General features: G+C 39.2%; 27 protein-coding genes and 1 other RNA gene. 17 read left to right on the top strand and 11 right to left on the bottom strand.

Going from position 1 to position 26585, the window contains the following annotated elements; all coding sequences use genetic code 11:
• Positions 1-86: 86 nt before the first annotated feature.
• Positions 87-347 (top strand): helix-turn-helix domain-containing protein, encoded by a 261-nt coding sequence (locus FA584_RS05790; RefSeq protein WP_096046511.1) that lies wholly within the window; start codon positions 87-89, stop codon positions 345-347.
• Here the strand turns inward: FA584_RS05790 and FA584_RS05785 are convergent.
• The 5 genes from FA584_RS05785 to FA584_RS05765 form a co-directional block, all read right to left on the bottom strand.
• On the bottom strand, positions 344-3283 hold the full coding sequence (locus FA584_RS05785) for a cache domain-containing protein (protein WP_167750504.1): 2940 nt from the start codon (positions 3281-3283) through the stop codon (positions 344-346). The two genes, FA584_RS05790 and FA584_RS05785, sit on opposite strands and share 4 nt — an antisense overlap.
• Before the next feature lie 10 nt (positions 3284-3293).
• A complete protein-coding gene (locus FA584_RS05780; RefSeq protein WP_096046509.1) occupies positions 3294-4481 on the bottom strand; it encodes a cation:proton antiporter in 1188 nt (395 codons plus the stop codon).
• Between the two features lie 27 nt (positions 4482-4508).
• Positions 4509-4914: RNase P RNA component class A (gene rnpB, locus FA584_RS05775), an RNA gene on the bottom strand.
• Positions 4915-4926: 12 nt separating this feature from the next.
• Positions 4927-6012 (bottom strand): tRNA pseudouridine(13) synthase TruD, encoded by a 1086-nt coding sequence (gene truD / locus FA584_RS05770; RefSeq protein ID WP_167750503.1) that lies wholly within the window; start codon positions 6010-6012, stop codon positions 4927-4929.
• Positions 6013-6091: 79 nt separating this feature from the next.
• Positions 6092-6916 carry a thiamine-phosphate kinase gene (locus FA584_RS05765; RefSeq protein WP_167750502.1) on the bottom strand — a complete coding sequence of 275 codons (825 nt, stop codon included), beginning with the start codon at positions 6914-6916 and terminating at the stop codon, positions 6092-6094.
• Between the two features lie 155 nt (positions 6917-7071).
• Between FA584_RS05765 and FA584_RS05760 the strand changes: the two genes are divergently transcribed.
• The 3 genes from FA584_RS05760 to FA584_RS05750 all read left to right on the top strand — a co-directional run bounded on the left by FA584_RS05760 (position 7072) and on the right by FA584_RS05750 (position 9134).
• Complete coding sequence (locus tag FA584_RS05760; protein WP_167750501.1) at positions 7072-7749, top strand: DUF5644 domain-containing protein; 678 nt, start codon at positions 7072-7074, stop codon at positions 7747-7749.
• A 10-nt stretch (positions 7750-7759) separates the two neighbouring features.
• Positions 7760-8605 carry an HdrB C-terminal domain-containing protein gene (locus tag FA584_RS05755; protein ID WP_167750500.1) on the top strand — a complete coding sequence of 282 codons (846 nt, stop codon included), beginning with the start codon at positions 7760-7762 and terminating at the stop codon, positions 8603-8605.
• A gap of 136 nt (positions 8606-8741) precedes the next feature.
• On the top strand, positions 8742-9134 hold the full coding sequence (locus FA584_RS05750) for a class II SORL domain-containing protein (protein WP_167750499.1): 393 nt from the start codon (positions 8742-8744) through the stop codon (positions 9132-9134).
• Positions 9135-9208: 74 nt separating this feature from the next.
• On the opposite strand, the gene FA584_RS05745 is transcribed toward FA584_RS05750, so the two are convergent.
• From FA584_RS05745 to FA584_RS05725, 5 genes are all read right to left on the bottom strand, one after another.
• Positions 9209-10039: an SIR2 family protein gene (locus FA584_RS05745; protein ID WP_096046503.1), complete on the bottom strand. Its 831-nt coding sequence runs from the start codon at positions 10037-10039 to the stop codon at positions 9209-9211.
• The gene (locus FA584_RS05740) at positions 10026-11423 is read right to left on the bottom strand and encodes a sigma 54-interacting transcriptional regulator (RefSeq protein ID WP_167750498.1); all 1398 of its coding nucleotides are present in this window, start codon (positions 11421-11423) and stop codon (positions 10026-10028) included. The genes FA584_RS05745 and FA584_RS05740 overlap by 14 nt, the downstream gene beginning before the upstream one ends.
• Positions 11424-11506: 83 nt before the next feature.
• Entirely contained in the window at positions 11507-11716 is a 210-nt protein-coding gene (nifT, locus tag FA584_RS05735) for a putative nitrogen fixation protein NifT (protein ID WP_087438491.1), read from the bottom strand.
• A gap of 10 nt (positions 11717-11726) precedes the next feature.
• Positions 11727-13364, bottom strand: coding sequence for an FAD-dependent oxidoreductase (locus tag FA584_RS05730; protein ID WP_167750497.1), 1638 nt, complete (start codon positions 13362-13364; stop codon positions 11727-11729).
• A gap of 1 nt (position 13365) precedes the next feature.
• On the bottom strand, positions 13366-14493 hold the full coding sequence (locus FA584_RS05725; RefSeq protein WP_167750496.1) for an aldo/keto reductase: 1128 nt from the start codon (positions 14491-14493) through the stop codon (positions 13366-13368).
• Positions 14494-14841: 348 nt separating this feature from the next.
• On the opposite strand from FA584_RS05725, the gene cstA reads away from it, so the two are divergent.
• From cstA to FA584_RS05680, 9 genes are all read left to right on the top strand, one after another.
• A complete protein-coding gene (gene cstA / locus FA584_RS05720; protein WP_096046499.1) occupies positions 14842-16965 on the top strand; it encodes a pyruvate/proton symporter CstA in 2124 nt (707 codons plus the stop codon).
• Between the two features lie 52 nt (positions 16966-17017).
• A complete protein-coding gene (locus FA584_RS05715) occupies positions 17018-17215 on the top strand; it encodes a YbdD/YjiX family protein (protein ID WP_087438488.1) in 198 nt (65 codons plus the stop codon).
• The gene (locus tag FA584_RS05710) at positions 17196-18242 is read left to right on the top strand and encodes a CobW family GTP-binding protein (protein WP_167750707.1); all 1047 of its coding nucleotides are present in this window, start codon (positions 17196-17198) and stop codon (positions 18240-18242) included. Before FA584_RS05715 ends, FA584_RS05710 begins: the two co-directional genes overlap by 20 nt.
• A 78-nt stretch (positions 18243-18320) precedes the next feature.
• The gene (locus tag FA584_RS05705; RefSeq protein WP_167750495.1) at positions 18321-19439 is read left to right on the top strand and encodes a pyridoxal phosphate-dependent aminotransferase; all 1119 of its coding nucleotides are present in this window, start codon (positions 18321-18323) and stop codon (positions 19437-19439) included.
• Positions 19440-19469: 30 nt separating this feature from the next.
• Complete coding sequence (locus FA584_RS05700) at positions 19470-19868, top strand: FKBP-type peptidyl-prolyl cis-trans isomerase (RefSeq protein ID WP_228448601.1); 399 nt, start codon at positions 19470-19472, stop codon at positions 19866-19868.
• Positions 19869-20329: 461 nt separating this feature from the next.
• On the top strand, positions 20330-20761 hold the full coding sequence (locus FA584_RS05695; RefSeq protein WP_167750494.1) for a MarR family winged helix-turn-helix transcriptional regulator: 432 nt from the start codon (positions 20330-20332) through the stop codon (positions 20759-20761).
• Between the two features lie 10 nt (positions 20762-20771).
• A complete protein-coding gene (locus tag FA584_RS05690) occupies positions 20772-21347 on the top strand; it encodes an isochorismatase family protein (RefSeq protein WP_167750493.1) in 576 nt (191 codons plus the stop codon).
• A 9-nt stretch (positions 21348-21356) separates the two neighbouring features.
• Positions 21357-22580 carry an MFS transporter gene (locus FA584_RS05685; RefSeq protein ID WP_167750492.1) on the top strand — a complete coding sequence of 408 codons (1224 nt, stop codon included), beginning with the start codon at positions 21357-21359 and terminating at the stop codon, positions 22578-22580.
• A 39-nt stretch (positions 22581-22619) separates the two neighbouring features.
• Positions 22620-23408 (top strand): NYN domain-containing protein, encoded by a 789-nt coding sequence (locus FA584_RS05680; RefSeq protein WP_167750491.1) that lies wholly within the window; start codon positions 22620-22622, stop codon positions 23406-23408.
• A 1-nt stretch (position 23409) separates the two neighbouring features.
• Here the strand turns inward: FA584_RS05680 and FA584_RS05675 are convergent, their stop codons facing one another.
• Positions 23410-23973, bottom strand: a complete 564-nt coding sequence (locus FA584_RS05675; protein WP_167750490.1) for an HDIG domain-containing metalloprotein — start codon at positions 23971-23973, stop codon at positions 23410-23412.
• 200 nt (positions 23974-24173) lie between these two features.
• Here FA584_RS05675 and FA584_RS05670 point away from each other — a divergent pair, with 200 nt between their 5' ends.
• The 4 genes from FA584_RS05670 to FA584_RS05655 are packed head-to-tail and all read left to right on the top strand — an operon-like array spanning position 24174 to position 26585.
• On the top strand, positions 24174-24587 hold the full coding sequence (locus FA584_RS05670; RefSeq protein WP_167750489.1) for an NADH-quinone oxidoreductase subunit B family protein: 414 nt from the start codon (positions 24174-24176) through the stop codon (positions 24585-24587).
• Positions 24584-25009: a 4Fe-4S dicluster domain-containing protein gene (locus tag FA584_RS05665; RefSeq protein WP_167750488.1), complete on the top strand. Its 426-nt coding sequence runs from the start codon at positions 24584-24586 to the stop codon at positions 25007-25009. Before FA584_RS05670 ends, FA584_RS05665 begins: the two co-directional genes overlap by 4 nt.
• Complete coding sequence (locus FA584_RS05660; protein WP_167750487.1) at positions 25010-25504, top strand: NADH-quinone oxidoreductase subunit C; 495 nt, start codon at positions 25010-25012, stop codon at positions 25502-25504. It abuts the gene before it with no gap.
• Positions 25497-26585, top strand: coding sequence for a hydrogenase large subunit (locus FA584_RS05655; RefSeq protein WP_167750486.1), 1089 nt, complete (start codon positions 25497-25499; stop codon positions 26583-26585). Before FA584_RS05660 ends, FA584_RS05655 begins: the two co-directional genes overlap by 8 nt.

Genomic DNA, 26585 nt, shown 5'->3' with positions numbered 1-26585 from the left:
ATTTATTTTAAATATTCACTATAGGGAATTTATAAATGATTCTAACCATTATAAACTTAAATAATACTTCACTATAGGGAAATAAAATGCTTATGTACAAAGAGTTTACAAAAGATGAAATTGAAGATTTTTATCGATGCATTGCACATAATGTTCAACGAATACGCAAAATGAAAAAAATTACACAACTGGACTTAGCCCTCACGATTGGACATAAATCTGTCAGCACAATTGCTAAAATTGAAGCTGGACTAGAAAATAAACATTATAACATTGAACATCTTTATAAAATTGCAGCAGTTTTAGAAGTCGATATCTGTGAATTTTTCATACCGCCTAGCATCTAAAAATGTATTTTAATCCAAGATTTGAGATCACTAAGGCTTAATGGTTTTGCATACAAATACCCCTGTCCTTGCTTGCATCCATGTTCCGCCAAATAATCCTCTTGATCTTTATGCTCAATACCTTCTGCTAAAGTCGTAATATTCATATTTTGAGCTAAATTAATGATGGAATTTACAATCGCGCAGGCATCCTCTTGTTTTGGAATATCTTTCACAAAAGACATATCGACTTTAAGCTTATTGATGGGCAGTTTTCTTAAATAACTTAACGAAGAATACCCTGTACCAAAATCATCAATAGCAATACTAAGTCCTAATGTTTGCATCTCTCTTAAGAGTGTTATCCAACGTTCGGGATCATGCATGATGAATGATTCCGTTACTTCCATCTCAACGATTTTGGGATCAATCTTTGTCTCATTCAAAGTCTCTTTAAGTGTTCTTAAAAAATCGCTGAATTCGATTTGGACACCCGAAATATTAATGGAAACCGTACCCTTGAAAAGCCCCTCTTCATGCAAGGCAACCACATCATAACATGTCTGCTTCAAAATCCATGCTCCAATTTCAACAATGAGCCGTGTCTCTTCTGTAAAAGCAATAAAACGTCCTGGCGGTAAGATGCCTTCTAAGGGGTGATTCCATCTTAAGAGTGCTTCAAGACCAATAAGCTCATGTGTTTTAAGATCGATTTGTGGTTGATAATAAACCATAAATTGATTCTCTTTAATCGCTTCACGTAAGGCATTTTCCATACCGATACGCTCGTAAGACGCCACTGTCATCTCCATCGTATAAAAGAGATATGTATTTTTACCAGCATCTTTGGCTTTATACATGGCAGCATCTGCATTTTTAATCAACGCTTCCCCATCGGCTCCATGCTCGGGATAAATACTAATACCAATACTGGCAGAAAGAAAGAATTTTTGAGCTTTGTTGACAAATGGTTCTTCGAAAATCGTTTGAATTTTTGAAAGAATAATCTCAATTTCATGCTTTTCTTTGATATTTTCAACCAATAAAATAAACTCATCGCCACCAACACGTGCCAGCGTATCGCAATGTCGAATTTTACCTCGAACACGCAAAGCAAACTGCTTTAGAATTTCATCACCATAAGAATGGCCAAAACTATCATTGATCTTTTTAAAGTTGTCTAGATCAAGAAAACAGACCGCAATCATGCCACCTTGGCGTTTACTGTTTTCGATCGCATGCGCAATACGATCACTCAAAAGTAATCGATTTGGAAGACCCGTTAGAACATCATTATGGGCTAAAAATTCTAGCTCTTTTTCAGAAGCCAACAATCGCTCTTCATTCGCTTGCTTCTCGGTATTGTCACGGGCAGAAACAACATAGGCAATCGGCAAAGCATCACCATCTTTCTCAAAATAAGGGAAATACTTAATATGTAAAAATCGCTTACCATAGGAAGAGAGAACCCACATTTCATGTTCAAAATTTTCACCCGATAACGCTCTATCGCTTAAATGTTTCAAGTCTTCAAGAAAATACTGTGTCCCATGTAACTCAGCCATAGTATGATGTAAAATCTCGTCTTGTTTTTTGTTGAAAAATTTCTGATACGCTTCACTGATGGCAAGATAAGTATAGTTACGATCAATTAACGCTAAAAAATCATCTGAACTTGAAACAATTTTTTTGTACTGCTCTAAATGTTTGTTGCTGAAAATTTTTGCTTCTAACATTGTATTGGCATGATTTGCAAGCTCTTCAAACTCATGAAATCGTACTTTAGAGAGATCAATATACTTGTCTTTATTGGCTAAAGAATCAAAAAAATCGATAAAAACAGCAAAATCTTTGCTAATTTTACGACCGACATAAAGATGTGAAATCCATGTAAGAACGCTCAATATCACTAACCATATCACGATGGTAAAAAAAGTATGTTGCATCTCTTTAGACATGGTATCACGCAATTTTGCGATCTCTTCATTCACATTTTTAAGATGAATTCCTGAACCAACATACCACTTCCAGCCATACAAAGGAACCACATAGCTCATCTTATCTTGCTTGGTACTATCAGGGGTAACGTATTCAACAAAACCACCCCCATCTTGAGCTTTGTGAATCAACTCTTGAACAAGATATTTCCCATTATTATCTCGTAGATTGTAGGTATTTTCTCCTTGATTTGGACCAGCAATACTAATACCATCCCATGTTCCAATGAAAATATAATTGCCACTCTCTTCATTAAACAGTAAACGCTCTTTATCATTCGCAAGTTCTTCTTTGAGATCATGCTCTATATCGTCAAGATAAATGCCTGTTCCAATTACCCATCCATAAGGTTCAAAAAGTTTTACATAGGTGATTTTGCGAAAAAGCTCTTTAGGATCATTTTGCGGTTTAGTCCAAAAATAGTCATCAAAGCCTTCTTTATTATTGTGCGCAATGGTGAGTATCTGTTGAATCGATGAAGCCATATCATGATTTTCTAACGCGAGCATATTGTGACCTTCCATTTCGGGCTGATCCGCATTGAGAATTTCTACACCATCTAATCGTGTTATAAAATAGTAACCATTTTCATAGTGCAAAAATCTAAGTGTTTCTATAATTTTTTCTTGAATAAACGTTTGATCATGTGTTTGCTTGTATTTTTCATAAATCTGTGTCGCTATATCATAGGCGCGGTTAACACGCATTTGGATCAGTTTTTGATTTTTTGTATAAGCTTTATGACGCTCATTAATAATATGTTCTGTAAATTGATCCACTTGAGCAATTAAAATACCTTTTTGTGTTTCAATGTAGTGCTCTTGTAAATTGGTTGATTCACGCTCAAAAGCCATGCGTGCATTGTAGAAATTCAGTACAAAAAATATAATTGCAAAGGTTAAAAATAAAACCAAAGTGATAATATGAAAAAAACGGAAAACACTTATTTTTTGGCGCATCTTCATCCTATTATCCTTCGTTAAATTTTTCTTTATTTTGCTTATCATACCGTTTAAAAAGATACATCAAAATCTGGATTAGAGTCATAATAACAATACCTTCCATCAAAGCCGCCACAATAAAAGAAGCATACTCCTCACTTCCAATCGCACCATTTTTGACAGCAATCGTTGCAATAGCAACTAAAAAGGTTAAAGGCATCGAGTCACCAAGGCTAAAAAGAAAGGTACTACGAAGTCCCAAATAACTGTAATAAGCAGCAAATGAACTCGCAAGGCGTGCTCCTACCATTGCAATAACAATCCAAATCGCATGCATTAATATATGCGATGTAAAGACTATCTTTAGATCAAGTGTTGTTCCAACAAAAATAAAAAATAGAGGCACTAAAAAACCAAAACCAAACATAGAAAGCTGATGTGGAAGCTCTTTTTTATGTGCAAAAAAGTTAGAAATAAAAATACCCGCAATAAAAGCGCCTAAAACCATATCAATTTCAAGCCATTGCATCGTAGCAATCAACACAAAAAAGAGTGCCATACTAAAACGCAAACTTTGATGCATCGTATCGTTATTTGGCATAATAATTCGTTTAAGATTTGGGTACCACCAAAAGATAATTTTGAGCAATCGGTATAAAAAATATGAAGAAGTCAGAACCGCAATTAACATCAAAATACTTTTGAAAAAGCTCCACCCCAAACCATGCGTAATAGCGCCATCAAAAACGACAAGTGCTCCAATGCTTAAAAGCTCACCAATCACACCAATGATTAACGAAAGCTCCAACCATTTATGCTCACGTCCATGTTCATTGATAAGGGCCATAATCATTCCAAGAGATACTATTGGAATTGCGACAATATAAACAGGTGAAAGACCGAATGAAAGGTATAAAATAAAAGAGATACTGTACAAACAGATAAAGTATAAAATAGCTTTTTTTAAAAAACGATCTCGATAGCGTATAAAACGCTGAATATCTATCTCTAAGCCAGCCAAAAACATTAAGTAAAAAAAACCAATTTTTGAGAGATTACGGAAGACTTCATTATCTACAGGTAAAAATCCAACCCATACGGCAAAAGAGCCTAGCAAAATTTCAACAACAGGAGTAGGAAGGCGAAAGACACGCGAAATAATAGGAGAAAGTACCATTAAAAGCACAACATGCGCCAAAAAGATAAGGTTTTCCAAAAAACATCCTTTTTTTAGGCTTTGTTGACAAAAGGTACAGCGATAAGCCGGGTTCTGTCGTGGGTGATTATTTATCTACGATCTATCTTGCGGTAGACCTCTAGCGAAGGGTTTATCGTGTATGAGACCAAAACCATCCCTTCTTGCTGCAGGTTGGGTTTACATAGCTGCTTTAATTACTTAAAGCACTGGTGGGCTCTTGCCCCACCGTTTCACCTTTTCCATTAAACCGTCTTCTTGGAGACAAGCAAAGCTTGTCTCCAATTCCTCTCACTAAAGCTATGCTTTCGCAAGAGGGGCTTGATGGTAGTTTACTTTCTGTTGCACTAATCCCTTAGGTTACCCTAGCCGTCCGTTAGACGGAACCATGTCTCATATGCAGCCCGGACTTTCCTCTTAAGAGAAACTCTCAAGCAATCACCTACTGTACCTTTTGAAGATCAGATTATAGCGAAACTTTTATTAGCTCTTCTATAATTACCGTTGCATACGAGCCTTTAGGCAAAGAAAAGTGCATTTCAAACCATGCCTCTTCCTCTTTATAAACGCCCTCAACCTCTTCCGCAAAGCTCCATGCAAAACGTCGGCTTCCATTGAGTTTGTCCAAAAAAGGTTCACACTCTTCAAAGATTTGCTTTTCAATGACACCTGCTTCATACTCTGCTCGGATATTTTTACCACCGAGTAACCAGCCTGCAATCGTAATGCCGTGTTCCAAAAAGCGAGGAAGTTCTTCTTCTACATTTTCACACACAAATGCTTTTCCTGCAGGATAATGATGCAATACATCGCCATGAAGCAGTTTAAAAAATTGGGGTTGTTTTTTAAGACTTTCGACCATCTCTTTGGGCAAATTCGTCGCTCTTGTTGCATCTGCGACATTAAACTCTTCGATCAAACGGCTGATCTCAATGCGCTTAGAAAGCCATGTATTGAAAAGATAACTCTGGTACGCATTGATAAAAAACTCTTTCATTTTAGGATTGCGCTCTTTCCGTTTTCCCTCTAAGATAGCTTTCCCTTTAATATAATTATCGCCATCGATACCAAAGCGTTGATATCCAAAAAAGTTTGGAAAGCCCTCTTTGCTGATTTTTTTAAGTCCATCTTGCAGTTTTTTGGCGTCAATCGGGTTGACTTTTTTCAGACGTATAAAAAAGCGGTTGCCTTTGAGATGTCCTGTACGAATCTTGTTGTTATGGTACGTTGTGTCCAGTATTTTGATCTTTTCATGCGTAAAATTAACAAGCTTTGGCTCAAAATTTTTATGCAGTGAGATGTACTGTGTCGTCATGCCGTCTTTATCTTTAAGCCCCGCATAGCCAAAATCACGCACTTTGCATCCTGTTACTTCGCTGAGATACTGAAGCATATCCCATGTTGTCATATCTTTTTTCCTTACATGTAAAACCAGATGCTCGCCCTCGCTGCTGAAAGGATAGAGCGGAATTTCACTGACAACGAAGTCACTGCTATTTTTAGTAAACATCGCATTAATCGGCGAATGGGTGAGAAAAAATTGTCTGTTCATAACTGTCCTTAAAATGTTTCTGCCTCAAAGAGGCTAGCTTTAGTTCCCTAGTGGTCAATGTAGCTTTAGCGTGTAAAAATCAAAAGTGGTGTTCTTTACAACGGCACACATAACGCTTGCGCACTGTTTTTCCTACAATCGTAATCGGTGTGCGTGTCTGTTTGGCAATACGTTCTACAATCTTTTTTTTACGTGCATCAAAACTAAAAAGCATCTCATACTCTTCCCCGCTACACAGCGTTTGCTTGGCCAATGTATGCTTTACATGTAAACCTAAATTTCCGCTAGCTTTAAGCAATCTGGAGAGGTCTTTGGAAAGACCATCAGAGATGTCCATGCCTGCATTAAGATGCTTAGAAGCTTTAGCGACAAAAGTTGCTTTTAACACAGGCTTCTTAAACCGTGAGTCTTTCCCTACATGACCTCCGCGCAACAGCCGTGTAAGTTCTTGATAAGAACGCCCCAGTGTTCCCGTAAAGGCAACCAAGTCTCCAAGCTTTGCGCCACTACGGTAAAGCACCTTGGAAGGACGTTTGGCAATGATGGTGATGGAAATCATCAATTTATCCCCAGCAGTAGTATCCCCACCAATAATCTCGACCCCATACGCACGTGCTACATTTTGAAACCCTGTACTTAATTCGCGCAGTTGTTCGTACGTAAAATGCTTTGGCATCACTATGCCAATAAGCACCCACTTAGGTTTCGCATTCATCGCAATTGCATCGGAAAGATTGACAAGCATACTTTTTTGCGCGATCTGTGTTAGACTCATCCATGAACGCTTAAAGTGAATATCTTCGCAAAACAGATCTTTTGAATAGACAAAATCCCCAACAACGGCACCATCATCGCCAATGTGTTGACTGGAAAATTCTGAGATAAAAAACGCCTCTTTTGACATAAGAGCCTCTTTGATTAAACTCTCCTATTGTAAGATGTTGTGCATTAAGAAGCCATTAGTCCCCTTCGTCACACGAAAATCACTTAAAATATTAGAGTTACACTTAAGTAATCTTGCGCTAAAATAGATCATATACCTAAAAGGAGTCCTCAATTATGGAGTGTAAACTCGAGCTGAGCGTCTTTCGCTTTGACGCTACAACGGATTTTTTACCTTATTATAAAAAGCATTTTATTACCATAGATAGAAGTAAAAATGTGAATGACCTTCTAGCACTTATTCAAATAGAAGATGGTAGTTTTGACTATCCAAAAGGTGATCTTGCTGCCCTTAAAATCAATGGAAAAGCCCTTTTTAGTCATGTCTCCATTGATGGCATTATCAACTCTTTTGGAAAATCACTGACGTTAGAGCCTCTCAATACCAAACATGTTACCAAAGATATGATCATCAATACCGGCAATTTTGACAAAAAATTTAAATTGCTTGAAGCTTTCGTTGAGGCAAAAGACAAAGCACTGTACGATCAGTATATCATCTATTACTATGCTTCCAGTGTCCTTGAATTTGTAGAAGACTTTCAAGGTGACGCCCTTTTTGCGTTTGCCTACGATATGATCCAAAAACATCCTGATCGAAAACGTGAAATCCTAGAAATTGTTGCCAATGAACATACAGGTCTCTTTTTACATGTAAGATTGTGCAAGAAAATTTATCCTTGTGGCGCAGATGTTGAGAAAAAAATTACAGAGCTGAAAAATGAGGTGATGAAACACCGACCATTTGCAAACACGCTCGTTGAAAAATTTTCTCATCACATCGATCTTATGTAAGGAAACCATTATGAAAAGTTATCTTCTTTTTGATGCTATTATTCACCGTGAAAAAACTGCACCCTTAATTACATCCGCAAAAAAACTCATCGAATTTTTACAGATAGATGCCATCTCCTTCAAAGGGGCAAAAAATGATCTTGGAAGCGAATACATGGGACTTGATCGTCTCAAGTTTTTAGAGCATTATGCGTACAATCTTACATTGGCTGCTGAGCAAAAACGTGATATTCTCTGTTTTGAACAAAGTTCTCTTGTCTGCCATGCCCATACCAAAGAGATTTTACTCAATGATTCTAATCTCAAATTTGAAATTGCATTGCGGTTGGAAAAGCACAATCTTTCTCTTAATCTCAATGCGAATGTCATTTCACTGGAAGAACTTCTTATCGAAGAGATAGGCACTGAAAAACTAACTAGTTTACTCAAAAAACCATTTGAAAACTTTCAAACAGCCCTTTTCTTAGGCTCAAATTCTTGCCGTGCCAAAAAATACCGCAAAGAAGAGCTATTCACACAACTCCTTGATCTTATCAAACTCAAGCAAATTAAACATGCGAGTACGTTTGAAAGTGATGGTTTTGAAGTCTATGATGCGTCGCCTCTTTTGGCTAAAAAACTTGCTTCAAAAGTCATGCTCGATATGTTTGACAATGCTGCTGATTTTGTACTAGTGAGTGATGCCCGTAGCTTTATCATGTTTGATTTTTACCAAAAAGAGCTTGAAAAAATTGTAGGTCGAGAGATTGGCTTAAGTGTTTTAAGCCTTGCGGAACTACTACTCCTCGCTTTGGGTGAAACGCATAAAAAGAGCATTGGACTCGACCAGCACAAAGTTGCCATTACACTTATCTAAAACTTTCTTATGAGGGGGCAGAAACTTTCTGCTCCTTAAACAAATATAAATAAGACTTATTTTATCCCTTTCTTAAGAGACATTTGCATGAAAATGTAATATCATTTCATCACTAAATATTAAAAAGGAGTTATAAATGCCAAAAATCAATCGTTATGTTGATATTGACACTGTTGAGAGAGAAGCACGTAAAGATTACATCGATAGACACTCTCCATTTATTACCTGTAATGCTACGGCAAAACAAAATGCGCCGTTTAAAGTGACTATAAAAGTTGGAAATGCGTATACTCATCCCGATGATTTTGATCATTACATTGCCAATATACAACTTTTCAATGGAGATGTACTGTTAGCACGTGCTGATTTTATTGCCGGAACCCTTGGTGGACAAGATAAAAAAGGACAAGCTGAAGTGACCTTTACCATCGTTCCAACAGGTAAAAAACTGAACCTTGTTGCACAAAGCTACTGTACAAAACATGGTGTTTGGGAAAGTGATCCTGTCGAAGTAACTGTCGAAGAATAATCTCTTTAAAACATTCGTGTAGTTTTCCAAGTTTTGCTTGGAAAACTACAGAGAGTTTGCAAAACCCTCAAAACCTACTCTGCACTCTTCAGAAAAGCTTCTAACGAAGTGCTAAATTTTTCAATTTTATGAGATGTTAAAAACTTCTCTTCTTTTTTACTCATCTCTTCTTTATCATTCACCAAATAGCCACCACTCAATCCTAATGTGACTTCATTCGCCACCATTCTATAGGTATCACGGTCAAAATCAATCCCTAAAAAAAGATAACTTTTGTCATTTTTGAAGGTTTTTAAAAAAGGAGGAAGGGCATAACCACCCATGGCCTCGGTAAGCCAATCCACAAAGTCTGCATCACTGATAATAAAGCTTTTTTCAGGTACAGTACATCCCAAAGGCTTAAAGAGAATGGGTAACATTTGGCTGAGCAACTCTTTATCCACACGTTTATACTCTTGACTGGAAGCCGTATACATGTATACCAAAAAGCGATCATACCCTGCCATAACGCGGCTCACACCTGTCACTAAAAAATGGTCTCTATCCGCATAAAGCTTCAAAAGCGAATCATCTAAATTAAGATCAATGACATAACGAGGCATTAATGTTTTAAGCCACGTATAGACTAAGGGCATAGGATAAGGTTTAAACGTAAAAATATGATTGGTCATCTGCTCAATATAAGGTCGTCCTTTACGTTGTTCCAAACTCATCGCAGCACGAGAATACTCATACATCAAGCGCTGAGACATTGCGCGACCACCATTCAGACGTAAAATCATTGAATCACTATCAAATGGTATTTGCTCACCATCTTCTGTTTTAGTCTCTTTAAAGACACCCATCCCAATAAATGGAATCAAACGACCCTCTTTGATTTGTGCTTCTAATTCACTCTTCTTCACTCATGATCCTTCGTTGACACATCAATTTTTGATTAAAGGCTGGAAGCAGTAGTAACATCTCATCGGCAGTTATGCCATCTTCACTTCCCATAAGCACGATACGCTCAACAGTATTTTCAAGTTCTCGCACATTGCCAGGCCATGTATATTGACAGAGTATGTCCATCGCTTCATCGGTAATAACAACACGTTTTTTGTGGTTACTCATCGATTTTTGCAAAAAGAAATTGACCAGAAGGGGAATATCATCGCCACGCTCACGAAGAGCAGGTAAATCAATGGGAATGACGTTCAGACGATAATATAAATCTTCTCTAAACGTACCATTTTTAACCATTTCTTCAAGATTTCGATTGGTTGCGGCGACCAACCTCACATTCACTTTAACAGTCTTACTTCCACCCACACGTTCAAATTCACGCTCTTGTAAAACACGTAAGAGTTTCACTTGAGCAGAAGCAGAAATATCACCAATTTCATCTAAAAAGAGTGTTCCACCATCAGCCAATTCAAAACGACCTTTACGTGCTTCTTTCGCATCGGTAAAAGCACCTTTTTCATGCCCAAAAAGCTCACTTTCAATGAGCGTATCGGTAATAGCGGCACAATTAAGTTTGACAAAAGGCTCATCACGACGTTTAGAACGTTTGTGAATAGCAGCGGCAACAAGCTCTTTGCCTGTTCCTGTCTCACCACGCACTAAAACGGTGACATTGCTCTCAGCAATACGTTCAACAACGTTATACACCATCTTCATTTTAGGACTTTCACCAATGATATCCCCAAAATTGTGTACTTTAGAATCCCACTCCATCTTATAGTAAAGTTTAAGCTCTTTTAAACGCTCTTTTTCTTTAAGATTGATGTCATGTGACCGAATAGATTGAGCAAAAATTGAACTTAAAATCGTTAAAACACGAATGGTACTTTCAAAATTAATGGCAGTTGTTTTGGTAATATTTGCGCCCAATACTCCAATCACTTCTTGGTCAACCAACATCGGAACAGCAATATATGAAATGGCATTTTGATCACGATTTCCTGATTTATTCAGAAACATCATATCGTTATGTAAATTTTCTATGACGACAGGCTCTTTACTCTCGGCAGCATATCCTGTAGCACCCTCACCCAATTTATAGGTGGCTAACTCTTTTTGATGTTTGCTAAAATCAATACCAGCATAAACCGTTAAAAGATTATCTTCACCCAGCGTATGAATCACACATTTTTCTAAATGTAATCTATTTTTTAAAATAAGTAATGCTTTTTCGAGCGAAGCAACTAAATCCAATGAGTTTGAAACGACAGTTGCTGTCTCATAGAGTGTCATGAGTTCTCTGGTAGTGAGGCAATCTCCACACTTAGCATCAAATTGAACCATTTTGCACTCCTTCATCTGTTTAAAATATTATACTTAAAGATGAGTCATTTATGCTCACCTTTTATGTTTATATTTTAATCAAATCAATCCGATAATTTCTTACAAACTTCCTCTTTCGGAAGACTTTTACGACCTGGCTGAATCCACCACGTTTCACCATTGCTTAGCACGACTTCGCCACCCCAATTTTCTTCTGAACTAAACTCAATTTTTGTAATTGTTTCTTCCATATCTTTCTTGGCGATATAAAAGCAGATTTCCCCATTTTCTTCTCTTAGCATTACTTTTGCCATTCATTTTTCCTTATGTTAAGATTTTTTTCAACCACTTGGTCAATCCACTCTCTTCGTAATGTACTTTAAAAAACCCTTTTTGAAGCTCTTTAATCAAAACATGATCTTTTCCCTCTTTACATGTAAAGGCAAAATCTTCTCTAAAATGTGCTCCTCTGCTCTCACGTCGTTGCATAGCGGAGAGAATAATCGCTTCAGAAAGTTCAAGCGCATTTCTAAGCTCTAAAATAGAGATAAGCTCTACATTATTGTGTTTGCCTTTATCAATACAATGCAGAGTATTGGACTCAAGACGTAAGTATTTCATATAATCAAATGCCTCTTGCAAGGAGTTTTCATTGCGAAAAATCCCTGCTTTATCAAACATAATTTTTCCTACAGAGATACGCATTGCATTGAAGTTTTTGGAACAATCTCCATCAAAAATGCGTTGTACCAAATCCATATTTTTAATCACCACATTGTAATCAATGGGTAAGAACTCTTTATTAAACGCATACTCTCTCGCTTTTTTTCCTGCGAGTTCGCCAAAAACGGCTCCTTCTAAGAGTGAATTACCACCTAAACGATTGGCACCATGCACACCAAGCGCAGCGCATTCACCACAAATGAAAAGCCCTTTAACTTCACTTGAAGTCAACGAAGAAGCAATCCCACCCATACTGTAATGCGCCACGGGTTTGATCTCTAAAAGCTCACAGGACAAATCAACGCCAACTTGGGTATAAGCACTTTTGTATAAAGACGGAACACGTGTTTCTAAAATATCTTTGGAGATATGACGCATATCAAGATAAACTTTTTGACCTGATCTAATCTGCTCAAAAATGGCGCGTGCAAGCACATCACGAGTGCCAAGTTCATTGACGAAGCGTTCACCTTCGCTGTTAACCAAATACCCACCTTCGCCACGTGCTGCCTCAGAGACTAGGTAACTGGTCTTTGCAAAACCTGTTGGATGAAACTGCACAAATTCCATATCTTTTAAACTCATGCCAGCGCGAAGCGCTATACTTAAAAGATCCCCCGTACAATCTTGTGCATTGGTACTAAACCCCCTGTAAATTCCAGCATAGCCGCCACCTGCAAAGACAACCGCTTTAGCAGGATAAACGGTTACGGTAGAGTCTAGTTTTTTAAGCGCAACCACTCCACTGACATACTCTTCTATTTTCGTAATATCCATCACAAAATGATTGACTAAAAAATCAACACCTACCAGTTTTGCTTTTTTAATGAGTGCTTGAGTAATGGCTGAACCGGTACTATCACCGACAAAGCAGGTACGTTTGGAACTTCCACCACCAAAACTGCGTTGTAAAATTTTTCCCTTTTCATCACGATCAAACGCGACACCATATGCTTCTAATTTTTTGATAATCAAAGGTGCTTGATGACAAAGATAACTAATTGCTTTTTTATCTCCCAGCTCTTTAGAGCTTTTCATCGTGTCATCGATATGCTTTTGAATTTCTACCTCATTTTTTTCATCTAAAACAGCATTAATACCACCACTGGCAACGGCACTGTTAGATTTAAAAATATTGCTTTTGGTCATGATGGCGACACTGTTCGTTTCACTTTTTGCTTCGATTGCCGCCATGAGACCCGCAATCCCTGAGCCAATTACGACTACATCATATGTCATGTTATCGCTCCACTTTATATAGAAGATTGTATTTTGTAGTGTTGGTAGCATTTATCGTGGCAATTTCTAGATTGCTACTGACATGTTCACGCTTGCTCGAACTAAACAGTGACGTTACAATACCCCTTGTTGAGCGTACAAATTGAAGGGCTAACTGAATGTCGCTTTGTAACTCCATATGTGAATCCAATAAATAACCCACTTCAGGCTTAAAAGGTTTTTGAAAAAGGTGCATCTGCAACAATGAAGAACTACTCATCACACCAAGCCCTAGTTTATGAGCTACTTGCAATGGCGTGTAATACTTGCCATCAGACATTTTTTGATTGAGTACACTGTACGCGTTTGTTTTTGCAATATTAAACGGAAGTTGAATGTATTTGAAATGATGGCTAGCCCCACCAACTTTACGCGCAACATCGTACACTTCTTCAAGGTTAATATACTCACTATTGCCTTCTTCATACGTAAACGCATTCCACACGGCAATTCCATACGCTTTGATCTTTCCCTCTCTCACATGCGCTTCAAAACTTTCAAAAATCTCTTCAAGCTGCTTCAAAAAATGGTTATAACCAATTTTAGTCAGTTGTGTCTCTGGATTGTGCAAAAAATAGATGTCCAAACACTTTACATGTAAATTAGCAAGGGAGCGTTCTAATGAGTTATTCAAAAAAGCTGGCGTCATACAGTGCTGATCCAATTCGATGTCAGAAGAAGTTGCTAAACCTTTCTGAATGATATGCTCATTAATCCACTCATAGGGGTTTTCAGGGAAAGGAAAATCAAGCGGGACAAATCCACCCTTTGAACAGATGATCAGCTCTTCACGCTTCACGTCACCATTCTTAAAAAGTTCTTCTAAAACTTCACCAATTTCACGTTCACTTTGTTGATATCGGTAGTTAATGGCAGTGTCAATGACATTCACGCCATGGTGTATGGCTGTTTTGAGAGCATCTTTATAGTCAAATGTATAATTTTCCTCTTTATAAGGCTCTTTTTTAAAGGTTCCAAAGCCAAGTTTAGAAAATATAAGTCCATCATGCCTTGCATAAAAGTCTTTGTAATGCGCAAAACGTTTGGCAAAACCATAAGTCGCTTCAGGAGTTGCATGAGAAAAACGCATTGTGTACCTCACATAAATTGAATTTGCTTTAAAATAGACCCTCGTTGTTATTATACAAGAAGCGTTCCGTGCAAGTTCTTTTAACCTTAAATTGACCCTATAAAAAACAATTTTTAGGTTATTATAAATTTGCCGAAACTCCCTAGTTTGAGAGAAAAACACTTTTTGAAACACTGTTCCCTCAAATACGTTATCTTTTATTAAAGATACGCACAATTAAAGCTAAACTAAAAAAATATATGCTAACTTTTGGCGTTGTTAAGGTATTTCGCTTATTAGAGACACTTTAACAATGTTCAGGGTTACCTTGAGCGCGTTACGATTGCAAATTTTATACGGAGGTAAGATATGTCGACAAACAGTACAAGCACTTCAACGAAGATCGCTTGGTTATTTGTAGCCATTTTAGGCGCTTTTGCGTTTGGCTATATTGCGTTAAATCGAGGTGAATCGATTAATGCTATGTGGGTATTGACCGCATCAGTGTGTGTCTATTTAATTGGATACCGCTTCTACAGCCTTTACATCGCGGACAAGGTTTTAAAAGTTGATGCGACACGTATGACGCCAGCATTTCGTCATAATGATGGACTTGATTATGTCCCAACCAACAAAGTCATTCTCTTTGGTCACCACTTTGCAGCCATCGCAGGTGCTGGTCCACTCGTTGGACCCGTTTTAGCGGCACAAATGGGTTACCTTCCAAGTATGCTTTGGATCTTAATCGGTGTTGTTATAGCAGGTGCTGTACAAGACTATATGGTTCTCTTTGTTTCCACAAGACGCGATGGTAGATCACTCGGTGAGCTTGTCAAAGAAGAGATGGGAACAATTCCTGGTGTTATTGCTTTGATCGCTTGTTTTATGATTATGATCATTATCTTAGCCGTCCTTGCAATGGTTGTTGTTAAAGCTCTTACACACAGTCCTTGGGGAACCTTTACCGTTGCATTTACAATCCCACTCGCTTTCATTATGGGTATTTACCTCCGCTTTATTCGTCCAGGTAAAATTCTTGAAGCTTCAGTGTTTGGTATTGCAGGTCTTATCTTTGGAATTATCCTTGGAGGACAAGTTGCAGTTAGCCCAACATGGTCACCTTTCTTTGATCTTAGCGGGGTTACTTTAACATGGGCATTGGTTATTTATGGTTTCGTAGCTTCCGTACTTCCCGTATGGCTACTCCTTGCCCCTCGTGATTACCTCTCTACTTTCTTAAAAATTGGTGCTATTGTTGGCTTAGCCATTGGTATTGTTGTCATGATGCCAGCGATGCAAATGCCTTCTGTTACCAAATACGCTTTTGATAGTCATGGTCCAGTATGGGCAGGAACACTCTTCCCATTCTTGTTTATTACGATTGCATGTGGTGCCGTTTCTGGTTTCCACGCTCTTATTTCTTCAGGTACAACACCCAAAATGCTTGCCAATGAAACTCAAGCACGTATGATCGGTTACGGTGGTATGCTTATGGAATCTTTCGTCGCAATGATGGCATTGATTTCAGCTTCTATCATTGATCCAGGTGTTTACTTTGCAATGAACTCTCCTATGGGTGCTCTTAATCCAACAGGATTGGCAGATATTGCAGCAGCAGCTTCTTCAACTGTGAGTACTTGGGGATTTGTTATCACTCCTGATATTCTGACTCAAATTGCTGCCGACGTGGGTGAAAAAAGTATCATCTCTCGTGCAGGTGGTGCACCGACACTCGCTGTTGGTATGGCACATATCATTCATGGCGCTCTTGGTGGACTTGGCTCTATGTCTTTCTGGTATCACTTTGCCATTTTGTTTGAAGCACTCTTCATCTTAACAGCCGTTGATGCAGGAACGCGTTCAGCACGCTTTATGCTACAAGATTTACTCGGACTCATCAATCCAAACCTTAAACGTACAAACTCATGGTTTGCAAACCTACTTGCAACGGCGTTGGTTGTTGCTTCATGGGGTTACTTCCTCTATGTGGGTGTTGTTGATCCATTGGGCGGTATTAATACCTTATGGCCACTCTTTGGTATTACCAACCAAATGCTAGCCGCAATTGCCTTGATGCTTTGTACTGTGGTACTTTTCAAAATGAAACAACAAGCTTTTGCATGGGTTTCTATTGTTCCAACGATTTGGTTGGTGATTTGTACTATGAGTGCTGGTTGGTTGAAAGCATTTAGTTCTGATCCAGCCATCAGTTTCTTTGCTAAAGCAAACCAACTACAAGCACTTCTTGCAAGTGGTAATTTTAAACCCAATGCTGTCTTTAAATCTCAAGAGGCTGTTGAACGCGTTATCTTCAACAATCAATTGGATGGCATTTTGATCATTGGATTTATGGTTGTTGTTGTTGTCATGATTGGCTTTACACTCCAAGCGTGCTTTAAAGCACTTGCATCTGATAAACCAACAGCGGTTGAAGTTCCTTATGCTCCAATGCCTGCGAATGCAGAAGCAATTGTGAGTGGTACTGCACACTAATTACTAAACATGAAGAGGTGGTAACACCTCTTCAGATATTTAAAGGAAAACGATGTTTGAAAATCTTGCAAAAGCTGGAAAATATTTGGGTCAAGCCGCACGTTTAATGGTGGGAGTGCCTGATTATGACACGTATGTACAACATATCCGTCTAACGCATCCTGAACAAACACCTATGAGTTACGAAGAGTTTTATAGAGAGAGAGTTGAAGCACGTTATGGAGGCAAAAATGGCGGACGCTGTTGTTGATGAGAATTTAAGTTATACTACACCCCTTCCTGTGACAATCCTTACGGGGTTTTTAGGAGCAGGCAAGACCACACTAATCAATTATCTTTTAGAACACAATCACGGTGAACGTATCGCAATTATCGAAAATGAGTTTGGTGCCGTCAATGTCGATGGCGCACTGTTGAAAAAAGACTCCGATGTTGAAATCGTTGAACTCAGCAATGGATGTGTATGTTGTAGCATTAGAGGCGAGTTAACCCAAGCACTTCACGAATTGCTTGCCAAAATAGACTCTGGTGCTTTTAAGGCTGATCGCCTGCTTTTAGAGACAACAGGACTGGCTGATCCCGCACCCATCGTTCAAGCTTTTTTTGTTGATGAAATTATTCGTGAGCGCATCATGTTAGATGCGGTGATTACCTTAGTCGATAGCATTCATATCATCAAACAGTTGGATGAACACCGAGTGGCTGCTTCCCAAATTGGTTTTGCAGATCGCATCATCCTAACTAAAGCAGATAGCGTTGATGAAACGCATAAAGAGCGTGTACTCTCACGTGTTAATGCCATCAACTCTAAAGCTGAGATTTTTGAAGCATTTAATGGCGCACTCCCAAAAGAGATTTGGATAGGAATTGGAGCGTTTGATCTGAGTGATGCTTTACATGTAAACCAAGGTTTCTATCAAGCTCGTGATGTTCAAAACATCCAATTTAAGAGTTTTAGTGCTCAAAAACAGACACAATCTTGGAATGATGATATTACTTCCTATGTCTTTGAGGCGGGAGAACTTGATATCAAAAAAATCGGTACCTTTATGGAAAACCTTGTTGAAGAGTATGGAAACGATATGCTACGCTACAAAGGTGTCTTAGCGGTTTCTAGCGATGAGCGACGGTTAATTGTTCAAGGGGTTCATAAAGTCGTTGGCTTTGATTTTGGAGCACCTTTTGAGGGCGAGCGCAAATCTTTACTTGTCGTCATTGGTCGTTATCTGCCTTACGAAAAGCTCAAAACCGAATTTCTTCAAACCGTAGCTTCGTAAACTTTTTCAGGGAAGCCTTCACTTCCCTCTGCTTTCAAATGAGCTATAATATCCGCTTTAAAATCAAAAGGTAAGTATATGCGTTGCAACGAAATGAGTTCTTTTATTGTTATGGACATTGTCAAAGAGGCTGAAAAGTTTGAAGATAGTATCCATTTTGAGATTGGTCAGCCCGACCTTCCGCCCTCTCCTAAGGTTAAAAAAGCGTTACATGTAAGCATTGATGAAAACCGCTTTTCATATACACAAAGTCACGGTCTTATAGCACTTCGTGAAAAAATAGCGAACCATTATGCGACAACCTATGGTGTAAGCATAGACATCGATCAAATCTTTTTAACTCCAGGAACCAGCGGTGCTTTTTTAATCGCCTATGCCCTCACCCTCAAAGGTGGCGCAACACTTGGACTAAGTGATCCTTCCTATCCGTGTTACAAAAATTTTGCACATCTTCTTGATATCAAACCTCTGTTTATGTCCATCGGTAAAGAAGATGAGTTTGAATTACATGTAAAGGATTTAAAACCACATCAACTTGATGCCCTTCAAATCTCTTCACCTGCCAATCCTACGGGCAATATTTATAAAAAAGAGAATCTCAAAGCGTTGGTTGAGTACTGCGAAAAAGAAAATATCGCCTTTATCTCCGATGAGCTTTACCATGGGTTAACCTATGAAGAAAACGCCCACAGTGCGCTTGAGTTTAGCAAAAATGTCTTGGTTATTAATGGCTTTTCGAAGTATTACTGTATGCCTGGTCAGCGTTTGGGTTGGGTGATTGTTCCTAAAGAAAAAGTTCGCCATGCCGAAATCGTCGCGCAAAACCTTTTCATCTCAGCACCCACGCTTAGCCAATACGGAGCACTTGAAGCCTTTGATGAAGCGTATCTCACAGAAATAAAAGCCGAATTCAAAGCCCGACGTGATTTTTTATACACCGAACTCTCCACACTTTTTGAGATTGATGCAAAGCCTGAGGGAGCATTTTACATCTGGGCCAATATTTCGAAATATTCCAATGATAGTTTTGCATTTGCTAAAGAACTCTTAGAAAATATCCATGTTGCGACAACACCGGGTATTGACTTTGGAAGCAATGGCACAAACCGCTACCTTCGCTTTGCCTACACACGAAATATAGAACATATGCGAAAAGGCATTGAACGACTCAGGGATTATTTGTCCAAAAGAAGATAAAATCCACTCAAATATACAGAAGGAAGAACGATGACCATTTCAAAAAATTCGGTGGTAACACTTGAATATACCATTACCGATACAACAAAAAACTTGCTTGATTCAGGCGCTGATCCGCTCATCTATCTTCACGGTGGCTACAACGATATTTTTGCTAAAATCGAAAAAGAGCTTGATGGCAAAAAAGTAGGCGATAGCATCAGTGTACAACTAAGCCCAAAAGAGTCCTTTGGTGAATACGATGAATCGTTAGTCACCATCGAAGAGCGTGGTGAATTTGATGACCAAATCTTTGTTGGAGAGCAATTTGTTGAAATCATTGAAGATGAAGACGATGCCGTGGAAGATCAAAAAAATTTCTTACACCATCAAAGAGATCACCAAAGACAATGTCACGTTAGATGGCAATCACCCACTCGCAGGCATTGATGTTATCTTTAAAGCCAAAGTATTAGACGTGCGTAAAGCTACCGCAAAAGAGATCAAAGAAGAGCACGCAAGATAAATAACACGCAAAAGACCGCTACAGATAAAACCTTCAATTGGCGGTCTTTTTCTCCTCAAATTAAAAAATGGCTGGTAAAAGACAAAGATATTTGTACGCTACGTATAGGTTCTTAAAATAAAGTACCCATAAGGTGAGTCTTTTAACAAAGTCTTTTTCTAGCCATAAAAACGTAGTATTGGTGTTTGCATATCTACTTGATGTTTACATGTAAAGCCTTTTTATACCATCGCTCTTCGATATTGTGTGAAGTCTATTGTATGATTTACATATAATAGTACATAAAATTATACTTATTTGAATTCATTTTTATTGACTACTAGCATAAATAACGTTATAATTTTATTCGTTAAACTTACAAGTTTAACGAATAAAAGGATGCATTATGGATATTTTTGAGCTCTCTTCTTCTCTGCAAAGAACGATCACAACACTTCATAAAGAATTACGCAAGCATATCTCCTTGGTCAGTATCTATTCTATGACAGAGTTAGAAACCATCGCACATTTATCAAAAAACCCTGCTTTGCTACCTTCACAACTTGCGACATTAACACGTGTGAAAACACAATCCATGTCACAAATACTGCATAAACTCGAAAATGATGCGTTGATTCAACGAAAACCTTGTTCAAAAGATAAACGTAAAATCTATATTTCTCTCACTGCGTATGGCACACAAATGTTAGAGAAGATGAAAAAAGATAAAAATGAATGGCTGAAAAATACGATTGAAGCTGTCTTGAATGAGGAAGAAGTTTTACTCTTGGAACAAGCACTCCCTATTTTGCATAAACTCATAGACCAACAAGACTAAGGATATTGCCATGATAACAGCTCTTGATAAGCATACTGCCCTTATTTTAATTGATTTACAAGAAGGTATCGTGCATGTCCCTCGTATTCACCCAAGAAAAGAACTTCTTGCCAAAGTAATAGACCTCATCAATGCTTTTCGTATCGCAACACTCCCCATTGTCATCGTTAATGTTGATCCAACCAATGCACCGTGGACAAAGTCACGCAAAGAGGGTAATGCTCAACATTCTTCGCCAACACTAAGTGCTGATTTTACAAAAATTGTGGAAGAGATTCACACAAAGCCTGAGGATGTTTTTATTACCAAACAGACATGGAATGCTTTTTACAATACACCTTTGCATGAAGCTTTACAAAAGCGAAATATCACAGGCATTGTTTTAGCAGGAATTGCCACAAGTATTGGAGTGGAAGGAACAGCACGCGCAGCCAGTGAGCTTGGCTACAACATTAGCTTTGCAATCGATGCGATGAGTGACTCAATTTTAGAGGCACATCAGCACAGTATTAACACTATTTTCCCTCGTATTGGGGAGATAGGAGATACAGATCAGATTGTTGCAGCATTACGCAATAGAAAATAAGAGCAAAAAATGAACATCAACACCTTCAGGGCTTTTCAAAGCCGCAATTATCGACTCTTTTTTTCAGGACAATCCATCTCTTTGATGGGCACATGGATGCAACGTACTGCCGTTTATTGGGTTATCTACATGCAAACGAACTCTGCTTTTATACTAGGTCTTAGTGTGTTTGCAAGCCAATTTCCTTCGTTTCTATTTTCACTGCTTGGCGGTACGATCGCCGATAGGTATGATCGTTTTAAAGTCCTTCTCCTCACTCAGATTGCTTCGATGGTACAAGCCATTGCGATGACGTTGGTGGTTGTTTTTACGGATTATTCGGTGGTAGAGCTTATTGTTCTTAGTGTCCTATTGGGCATTGTCAATGCGTTTGATGTCCCAGCACGTCAATCTTTAGTACATTACATGGTTGAGCGAAAGGAAGATGTGGGCAATGCGATAGCACTGAATTCGACCATGGTCAATCTAGCCCGTCTCATCGGTCCTGCTGTTGCGGGTTTTATCCTCGAAACGTTTGGAGCAGGTATCTGTTTTATGCTTAATGCTCTGAGTTTTATTGCGGTTATTGTTTCACTGCTTGCAATGAAATTACCCGCGTATATTCCCCAAGCGCATACACAAAAAATATTTGCTGATCTTAAAGACGGTTTGCATTATCTCAAATCAACGCCCTCTCTTGGTGTCTTGGTCTTACTGCTTTCTCTTATGAGTCTGCTCGTACTTCCTTATACAACCTTGTTTCCCATTATTGCCAAGGAAACATTAGGAGGAGATGCGACGATTTATGGGTATTTGAACAGTTTTGTGGGCGTGGGAGCTTTAAGTGGCGCCATACTGTTGGCTTCTTTAAGAACCAATAACAATCTCAGAAAATTACTGATCATCGCTACCACGCTTTTTGGCTTAGGCATACTCTTTTTTGCCCTCTCCCATACGCTCAGCTTTTCTTTTTTATTTTGCACCCTTGCGGGCTTTGGTATGATGTTACATGTTACCATCATCAATACCTTGCTTCAAACCACCTCTTCAAGTGAAATGCGGGGGCGTGTCATTAGCTATTTCGCGATGGCTTTCTTTGGTATGCAACCTCTCGGTGCACTCTTGATCGGAACGATTTCTCATTATATAGGAGCAGAGGAAACTCTTATTTTAGAGGGATGCTCTGCTCTTCTTATCATCGCACTCTTTTTGCCCTACTTATGGAGAAGCATACAAAACGCTAAGAGATCATAACTAGGCTATAATGCTTCCATTAGATTTAAAGGCATTTCGATGAAAAATATTAGTGAAGAAAAACGAATTGTTGTCCTCATAGATGCAGATAATGCCCAACAAAGCAAGATCGAACTGATTCTTGCAGAACTCTCCACCCATGGTCATATCATTGTTAAGCGAGCCTATGGTGACTGGTCAAGCAGTTACCTTAAAAACTGGAAAGAGATTCTCAACGAGCTTGCGGTACAGCCTATTCAACAGTTTGCTTATACAACAGGGAAAAATTCGACAGATGCTTCCATGATTATTGATGCAATGGATCTGCTTTACACCCAAAAGTTTGATGCCTTCGCACTGGTCTCCAGTGACAGTGACTTTACCAAGCTTGCCTCTCGCCTGAAAGAATCAGAGATTTATGTCTTCGGATTTGGCGAACACAAAACACCTATTTCGTTTCGTAATGCCTGCGATGATTTTATCTTCACCGAAAATCTTAGTGTCAATGCCGAACCCCTTGAGGATGTGCCAGAAGAAATTAAAACCACCAATAAAGCATCCAATGACGATGGTCTCAAAGAGCTTATCAAACTACTACTCATCGGATGGGAAAAGACTCAAGATGATGAGGGTTGGGCAAGTGTATCGGCTGCGGGTGCGTACATCAAACGTCAATCGCCTGACTTTGACCCACGCACCTATGGTTCAAGTAAGATCACATCACTTCTTGCCAAACTCGGTGAGCATTTTGAGATGAATCGTTACCCGGGAAAAGGGACAGCAACCATCGTCGATTACCGCCCTATTGTGAAAAAAGCCCCTGCGCCTTCCAAAAGGCGTCGTCGCTGAATTAGTTTTTGAGCTCTAATCCAAGATTTGGTGCGATTGCTCTCATGGCAGCGATCACATCAACGATAAGTTCATCGAGACTCACACCAAGCATGTCTGCGCCTTTTTGAATCACTTCCCTACTCGCACCTGCCGCAAAAGAGGCTGTCTTAAACTTTTTCTTCACCGATGAAAGCTCTAAGTCCATGACTGATTTACTAGGACGAACCAGTGCACACGCAGTAATAAGACCGGTCAGTTCATCCACTGCATAAAGCGTTTTTTCCATTTGACTGTGTGGTTCAACGTCGGTGCAAATACCCCATCCATGGGACATCATCGCGCGAATAATGACTTCTGAATACCCCTGTTCTTTGAGTATTTCCGCACCTTTGTGACAGTGAAGCTCAGGGAATTTTTCATAGTCAATATCGTGCAAAAGCCCAACAATACCCCATGTTTCTTCATCTTCACCCGCTTTGGTTGCAAAGTAACGCATCGTTCCCTCAACGGCAAGACCATGAGTCACAAGCGCATCGCCGTTATAGGCTTTAAGCAAAGCAAACGCCTCTTCTCTTTTTGGCATTTTTATCCTTTACATGTAAAATAGAGTATTTTACCTTTTTCATCCCAAAATTCTTTGCACTATAGCGCTTTTTTTGTGATGTAATACATGATTAAATCTTCTAAAATCATTCATTATTGTGTTACAATACAAACTTTAATTCAATCTTTACAGATTTAATTAATTAATTTTTAAAAAATTGCACTTTAAAGAGACCCTTTATGGTAGATAATATCAACGTTTATCGTATCAACGCAGGTTCCTGCAATGGCTGTGATGTCGAGCTCTTAGCAAGCATCCTTGTTCCTAAATTTGGTTTTGATACCCTTCATTGCACCTACACAAACAATCCTGAAGAGGCAAATATTGTCATCGTCACGGGTTCTATCACCACACGTTCCAAACCTTTTTTAGAAGCTACGCTTAAACGTTTGCCTGATGAAAAAGTCGTGGTTGCGATGGGAATTTGTCCAATAACGGGTGGCGTGTTTCGCGATAGCTACTCTATCGAAGGACCACTCGATCGTTTTGTGAATGTGGATGTCAACATCGCAGGTTGCCCTCCTTCCCCTCAGAGCATTGTGGATGGACTCATTCAAGCGTGTTCGCTTTGGAAAGAGAAGGTGAACGCATGAATGCCTACAAAGGAAAAATCACCTTTAACAAAGAGCTATGCGTGCTCTGCCAAACGTGTGTGTTTGTCTGCCCTGCTGGAGCGATTAATATCTCCTGTGTTGAGCCACACAAAAGCTATGACTTTATTATTTGGCACAACACCTGTACCGTATGCGGTAACTGTACTTATTTTTGTCCCACAGGCGCTATTGCTTTAAGTAATACCTTGGCGGAAGCAACACCGCAAAATGAAAAATACACCTCCATTACTGCCAATATGGTCGAATATGGTGAATGCCAAAAATGTCATGAACCCATGATAAATGTACCTCAAACCATGCTGCAAAAAGGGTTTAAAAACGTGAGTGAAGAGCTTGTATCGCTCTTTAACCTCTGTCCTAAATGCAGACGTGACCATACTTTTGCAAAGCGAGTCCTTTAAATGAAATCTTTACATGTAAAGTTAAACGATATTCTTTCCACACTCAAAATTAATGCTCACTTTGACGTAAAAGGTGACAGTCTTTGGTGCGAGATAGATGCTAAAAATATGCTTTCACAACTTGCAGAGATCTTACAGACAATGAACGCTCGAGTCTGTATGATCACTGCTTATGAAAAAGAAAAGGGGCATGAGCTGGTCTACCATTTTGACCTTGATGGCATCATGCTCAATGTGAAACTGCACATCACCGACAAAAGCGTTCCCTCCATCACGCCTCTGTTTAAAAGTGCCGACTGGACAGAAAGGGAGCTTAGCGAAATCTATGGTATAGCCATCTTGAACCATCCCAATCCCAAACGCCTCTTTTTGGATGAGTCCATTAAGGAGAGCGTACTTGAAGAGTATTACTCGCTCTCTTCAGCCATGAGTGGCAAAGTAAGCCAAGAACTTTGGAGTAAAGTTAAAGCAGAAGAAGGGATCAACCGTGGATAAAACAAAAGTGATTTTAGGACCTTTTGACGTGGCGCTTGAAGAGCCCGTTTACTTTAAAATCGAACCCAACAGTGATGGAAAAACGATTCACAGTGTTGATATGATCAACGGGTTTGTTCATCGTGGCATTGAATCTATCGTGCTTCAACGAAACTTCTTACAAAACCTGATCATCACTGAGAAAGTCTGTGCACTCTGCTCCAACAACCATCCCTTTACCTACTGCATGGCGGTGGAGAAGATCGCAGGACTCAGCCTGCCTGAGCGCGCCCTTTACTTACGTGTTGTGGCCGATGAGATCAAACGTATAGCCAGTCATCTCTTTAACCTTGGTATGCTTAGCCATCTCATTCATAACAAAACCTTGATGACACAGTTTTTAGAGACACGTGAAGATTTTCAAGACCTGAAAGAAGCCATTTGGGGCAATCGCATGGACTTAAGTGCCAATACGATTGGTGGCGTGAAGTTTGATCTGGACGCTACACTGATCGCTTCTATCAAAGCGACGCTGGATAAAAATAAACCTAAAATTGAAGCGTTTATCGCTCTGTTTGAAACTGACCCAACGCTGATCGTGCGTATTGGAGGAGTTGGCGTACTTAGTTATGAAGATGCCCTGAGACTAGGCGTTGTAGGTCCAGTAGCACGTGCAAGTGGTGTCAACAATGATGTACGAAAACGCGCTCCTTATGCCGCATATGCCAACCTACACTTTGATGTTGCACTCCAAAAAGATGGCGATGTGCTTTCACGTGCCAAAGTAAGACTGTATGAAATCTTAGAGTCCATGAAACTGCTCCATCAGGCACTGGATTCCATGCCAACGGGAGATGTTGTACTTCCAACACGCACACACATTCTTGAAGGTGAAGCTGTCTCTCGCACCGAAGCACCACGCGGTGAGCTGGTTTATTATCTCAAAACCAATGGCACCCAAAAACCAGAGCGTATGAAGTGGCGCGTGCCGACCTACATGAACTGGGAGGCGCTTAAAGTGATGATGCCAAACAATAATATTGAGGATGTTGCACTCATTTTTAATAGCATCGATCCTTGTATCTCTTGTACCGAGCGTTAA

The sequence above is a fragment of the Sulfurospirillum diekertiae genome (genome assembly GCF_011769985.2).
Lineage (GTDB): Bacteria > Campylobacterota > Campylobacteria > Campylobacterales > Sulfurospirillaceae > Sulfurospirillum > Sulfurospirillum diekertiae.
This window is presented reverse-complemented; position numbering and strand designations above follow the sequence as displayed.